Annotated in this window: 6 protein-coding genes; all 6 read left to right on the top strand. The window is 58.7% G+C overall.

Annotated elements, in window-relative coordinates; all coding sequences use genetic code 11:
- The coding region (locus ACP5E6_RS14355; protein WP_427955025.1) for a hypothetical protein at window positions 1-480 on the top strand (480 nt) is incomplete at its 5' end.
- Window positions 477-950 (top strand): hypothetical protein, encoded by a 474-nt coding sequence (locus ACP5E6_RS14350; RefSeq protein WP_427955023.1) that lies wholly within the window; start codon window positions 477-479, stop codon window positions 948-950. The genes ACP5E6_RS14355 and ACP5E6_RS14350, both read left to right, overlap by 4 nt.
- 222 nt (window positions 951-1172) lie before the next feature.
- Window positions 1173-1517, top strand: a complete 345-nt coding sequence (locus ACP5E6_RS14345; RefSeq protein WP_427955036.1) for a c-type cytochrome — start codon at window positions 1173-1175, stop codon at window positions 1515-1517.
- The gene (locus ACP5E6_RS14340) at window positions 1514-2185 is read left to right on the top strand and encodes an SCO family protein (RefSeq protein ID WP_427955022.1); all 672 of its coding nucleotides are present in this window, start codon (window positions 1514-1516) and stop codon (window positions 2183-2185) included. Before ACP5E6_RS14345 ends, ACP5E6_RS14340 begins: the two co-directional genes overlap by 4 nt.
- A 280-nt stretch (window positions 2186-2465) precedes the next feature.
- Window positions 2466-3683, top strand: a complete 1218-nt coding sequence (locus ACP5E6_RS14335; protein WP_427955021.1) for a chloride channel protein — start codon at window positions 2466-2468, stop codon at window positions 3681-3683.
- 164 nt (window positions 3684-3847) lie between these two features.
- Window positions 3848-5086 carry an MFS transporter gene (locus ACP5E6_RS14330; protein ID WP_427955020.1) on the top strand — a complete coding sequence of 413 codons (1239 nt, stop codon included), beginning with the start codon at window positions 3848-3850 and terminating at the stop codon, window positions 5084-5086.
- The last annotated feature ends 23 nt before the right edge of the window (window positions 5087-5109 follow it).

The raw sequence follows: 5109 nt of genomic DNA, 5'->3' as shown, positions 1-5109 counted from the left end.
CCCGCAGCGATTGCTCTCGTGACCGTCGCACCTGCGGCATATGCCACAACGATGGCGCAATCTGGACCTGCGATGGGTGCGTCATGGAAGCCCTACTTCCGCGCGCATTCGCTCGGCTTCCCGATGATGTTCCGCGCCCATCATCCCGGTCCAGCCTGGGTGTTGGGTCATGCAAAACAGCTTGAGCTGACGCCAGCGCAGATCAAGGAAGAAAAGGCACTGACCATGGGCATGGTCGGTGCTGCGCAATCGACCGTGGCAACCTTGAAGGCCAAGTATGCCCAATATCAAAAGGACGCGGCGCAGCTGGATCCCGACTTGCACCAGATCTCTGCGGATATTGAAGCGGTCGGTAAGGCCCAAACCGACGTCGGAATGGCGATGGTTCCCTATCATCTCAAGGCTTATGCGGCGCTGAATGCGAAGCAGCAGGCGATTTTCCGCAAGCTTGTGCCTGCCGCTAAGATGAACCACTCTTGACGGTTACCCGTTCACCGGTCAACCGGCGTCTCGTGTTGATCGGTGGCGGACACAGCCATGTCGAGGTGCTGCGGCGCTTCGGAGTTGATCGTCTGGCGGATGTGCACGTCACTGTGATTGGGCGGGACCGGCACACGCCGTATTCCGGCATGTTGCGGGGCCTGATCGCCGGCCTGTATGGGTTCGACGACACGCATATCGACCTCGATCGGCTATGCGGGTTTGCCGCTGCCAGTACCGGGGTCAGGCTTGACGAGACGATCGGGCTTGATCCTGACCGGACGCCGGCTGTGTTCGATGTGTTTGTCGATCAATATCGGGTGGACGTCATGACTTGGTGGTGTGCCCGGGCGACGGAGCAAGACGCCTCGGTCAAACTGATCGGACGGTTTCCCAGTTGCGCGGATGGCGCTTTTCGGGCGGGTGATGGCGCGCCGGGCCGAAGCAGATCGCCGCGGTTGGGGGGATGAGCAGGTGGAAACCGTGTTTGCCGCGCGTCTGCTGGCTGTCGTGGGTCATAGGTCGACTGACGCGCACTCCGTGATCTACACTGCCACACGCTGCATGTTCACACTGGGCCAAGCCGACCATTTTACCGTGGGAGCAGGCATCACGCCGCACGGTCGGTGCAAATGCGGTTGGTCATGCACTGTGGACACATTTAGCTGAGCGGAGGGATCGTGCGTGTCTTGATGCGATATTTCATTGGAACTTTGTTGGTGGTTTCCTTCATGAGCTTCGCATCTGCAGCGAATTGGCCTCCAAATGGACAGGACATCGCAGTGCACGGTCTCCGGCCAGACGTAGGGGCGTGCGCATCCTGCCACGGCATCTCTTTCTCAGGCGATGCAGCAAAGCGCATACCCTCACTGCGCGGCAGATCGGCTGCTGATCTCATGGACGATCTTGCCGCGGAAGCCGCAAACCACGGGGATCACTCAAAAATGTCCACAATTGCGCGTCATCTCGATATGGCCCAACGTGCGGCAGTCACTGCTTATATTGCCAGCCTTTCTCCGAGGATACCGACGCCATGAGGGATATTCATAACGCCATGGGTCGCCGGCGCCTCGGCGCGTTTGTTGGTGTGTCGGCTACACTCGCCGCCCTGCCGGTGAGCGCGTGGGCGGAGAAGGTCGGTTTCCCCGTACAAGGGGCCAATGCCGCCAGTATTCCCGGCATTATCGATGTGCATGGGCATCTCCCTCATCTGGCCTTCAAGATGAAGCGTGTCTCTGACAACAAGGTCGTGTCCGCCAGTGCTTATCGTGGTGACGTCGTCATCGTTTATTTTGGATTCACCCGGTGCACCGACACCTGCCCGCTGACGACATTGAATGCCGCCCGCCTGTTTGGCATGCTCGGTGCGGACAGATCGCGGACCAGATTCCTGTTTGTCACGGTCGATCTTGAATACGACACGCCAAAGCGTCTGAAGAACTATCTCGCTAAATTTGGGCCGCCGCCCTTTATTGATGGTCTCTATGGCACGCCGACCGAACTCAATGCCTTCGCCAAACGGTACGGGGTCTATTTCAAGGCGCCGACGGGCGCTGGCTCACCTGATCCGGTATCGGCCATCCAGCATAGTGGTGCGGTGTATCTGTTCGGACCGCACGGTGAGGCACTGGCGATCATAAACAACCTCGGGGACGCGCATCCGCATCTTCATGCGCTTGCCCATAAAATCAGGGAAATACTCTGATCGAAGGGCGAACACGCTGCGCCATTTTCCGAACCCGTCGCCAGAGTTGCCAGCTCCGAACCAGCTATATGATCCTACCAGCCGCAGCTGACTTGGCTCCGCCCTCGATCACGTTAATGGTCAATGCTTCCTCTGGCCCGACCTTGCATCGCGCGCGAATTTTTTGAACATTTTTTCTCGAAGGAGACCATTCGCAGTGCAAGCGGTGAAACGAAATCTGATCTTTGTTCTAGCCGCGATTCTCACCGGGCTGATTTCGATTGCGTTTGGAATCGGAGTTGTGCGCGCCAGTGCCCTCTTCGCCCATCTCACCACCCACCGGCTGTGGCTGACGCTTCTGCTGTGCCCAATCGGGTTGGCCGGTATTGTGTTCCTGACCCGCAGGGTATTTCCCGGCGCGCAAGGATCGGGCATCCCACAAGCAATGGCCGCGATGTCGATGGAGAACCCGACCGACGTCGACACCGTGCTATCGGTCCGCATCGCCGTGGGTAAATTTCTACTGACCCTTGCCGGCTTCGCGGCGGGAGCCTCGATCGGCAAAGAAGGCCCGACCGTACAGATCGGCTGTGTTGTGATGAACATCTTTGGCCGATTCGGATTGGAACGTAGCCAAGCCCTGCAACGCTTATTGATTCTGGCCGGTGGTGCGGCGGGCATTACCTGCGCGTTCAACGCGCCGGTCGCCGGCATTTTGTTCGCCATCGAGGAGATGGCCGGCAGCTTTGACGATCGTCTGGCACGCTCGATCATCCTCGCTGCCTTTGCCAGCGGCATCACGCTTCTGCTTCTCCTCGGTTACCAGCCCTATTTTGGCTTCTCTCGAGCCAAATTGCCGTTGGGGCTGATCTGGATGCTCGTCCCACTCTGCGCAGTGATCGGTGGCGTCATGGGTGGTGCATTTGCACAGGTGCTGGTTACGCCGGCGCGGTTCATGCCAGGACCGGTCAACCGTCTTGCAAAGGATCACCCTGTTGGTTTCGCGTTGCTGTGCGGCTTTGTGCTGGCAGGACTTGGCCTGATTTCACACGGACAGATCTTCGATGCGAGCTACGGCGAGGCGCGTGAGGCGTTGACCAAGGGCGTGCTGCCGCCATTCGATTTCGCGCCGCTTAAGTTCCTTGCGACACTCGTTTCCTATCTCTCGGGTATTCCGGGAGGCATTTTTGCTCCGTCACTGGCCGTGGGCGTAGGTGTTGGGACGATATTCAGCCATCTCGTGCCGGGCGCCCCAGTGGCTGCGTTCGCGATGGTGGGGATGGCAGGCTATTTTTCGGGCGTGGTTCAATCGCCACTGACCGCAACCGCGATCGTAATCGAGATGACCAGCAACCCAGCCATGACTGTCCCTGTTGGCATCGCCGCGATCCTTGGCACGATGGCGTCGCGATTGGTCTGCAAGGAACCTGTTTATCACGCCATGGCACATCAGTTCCTTCGCGTCGTCGAACATAAGCCGGTCGATCAACCGAATACGGCAGGCGTTAGTCCGGAATAGAGAATACAAGCATCCGGGACACCGATTCGTGACTGGCAATACGTCGTAAATTGCGTAGTTTCGTATCATGAGGCCGTAAATCCGACAGCTAGGCAGATTTGTGATATCCGCTCTGCATTGCGCAGAGCCGGCACTAAACTCGCTTACTTGGTAGGATTGTTTCGATGTCCCCGACAACATCAAAGACCAGAACAAAACGTCGCTCGAACCCGATGACAAAGCTCGAACAGCGGGCGAGTTATAGTCTGGCCTCGATTTACGGGCTGAGAATGCTCGGCTTGTTTCTGATTCTTCCCGTGTTCTCGATCTACGCGAAAACGCTGCCGGATGGGCATGACCGCTTCCTGGTCGGCCTCGCGCTGGGTATCTACGGCTTCACTCAAGCCTGCCTGCAAATTCCTCTGGGTATCGCCAGTGATCGGTATGGCCGCAAGCCAGTGATGATCGCGGGGCTGGCAGTGTTTGCGCTCGGCTCATTCATTGCCGGCTTCTCGCACACCTTGCCCATGATCATTGTGGGCAGAGCGATCCAGGGGGCGGGTGCGATCTCGGCGGCGATCTCCGCGATGATCGCTGATTCGACCCGACCGGAAAATCGCACCCGGGCGATGGCCTTCGTTGGTATGATGATCGGCTTGAGTTTTATCATCGCCCTCGTGGCCGGACCATTGCTGTATCGCTCGATTTCGGTGCCGGGTATGTTCCTGCTCACCGGCGTGCTTGCGATCGGGGCGGTCTTCGTTGTGAAGTTCGTGGTACCCGATGTGAAGATGGGGGCCTCCGAGCCCGCGCACCCGGATGCCGCGATGACGAGTGCCGTGCCACATACAAGCCTTTTTACTCCCGCACTGCTCCGCCTGGACTTTTCGATCTTCGCCCTGAACTTCATGCAGGTCGCGCTGTTTTTGGCCTTGCCGCTTGCGCTGGTAAACGATGCCGGCATCCCGATCGAGAATAACTGGATCGTCTATCTGCCGGTCGCCATCCTGTCATTCATCGTGGCGATCCCCGGAATCATTTGGGCCGAAACGCGCGGTTATTTGAGGCATGGCTTTATCGGGGCGGTCGCGTTGATGGGACTCGCCATGATCGGATTCGCTGCCGGATACCACGATATCGTGGCTCTGGTGTGTGCGCTGTTCGTGTTCTTCGTGGGCTTCAACCTTTTGGAAGCGCTGTTACCTTCGCTCGTCTCGCGCACGGCACCACCATCCCGCAAAGGCCGCGCGCTGGGGGTCTATAACACCGCCCAATCGATTGGGCTGTTCGCTGGCGGCGCGGTTGGTGGCATCGCGGCGGACCTAGGAGGCAGCGTTGCGGTATTTCTGACCTGTGCCGTCCTCGGACTCGTCTGGCTCATCATAGCCGCATTCGTTCAAGCCCCGGCAAAGCACTCAATCTGAACCGCCGGGGGGGATCCCGGCGG

The sequence above is a fragment of the Acidiphilium sp. genome, from assembly GCF_049977125.1.
In the GTDB taxonomy this organism is placed as follows: domain Bacteria; phylum Pseudomonadota; class Alphaproteobacteria; order Acetobacterales; family Acetobacteraceae; genus Acidiphilium.
This window is presented reverse-complemented; position numbering and strand designations above follow the sequence as displayed.

Coding starts and splice junctions, on each gene's coding strand:
- ACP5E6_RS14345 (WP_427955036.1), top strand. CDS start 1,173: ATGCGATATTTCATTGGAACTTTGTTGGTGGTTTCCTTCATGAGCTTC.
- ACP5E6_RS14340 (WP_427955022.1), top strand. CDS start 1,514: ATGAGGGATATTCATAACGCCATGGGTCGCCGGCGCCTCGGCGCGTTT.
- ACP5E6_RS14330 (WP_427955020.1), top strand. CDS start 3,848: ATGTCCCCGACAACATCAAAGACCAGAACAAAACGTCGCTCGAACCCG.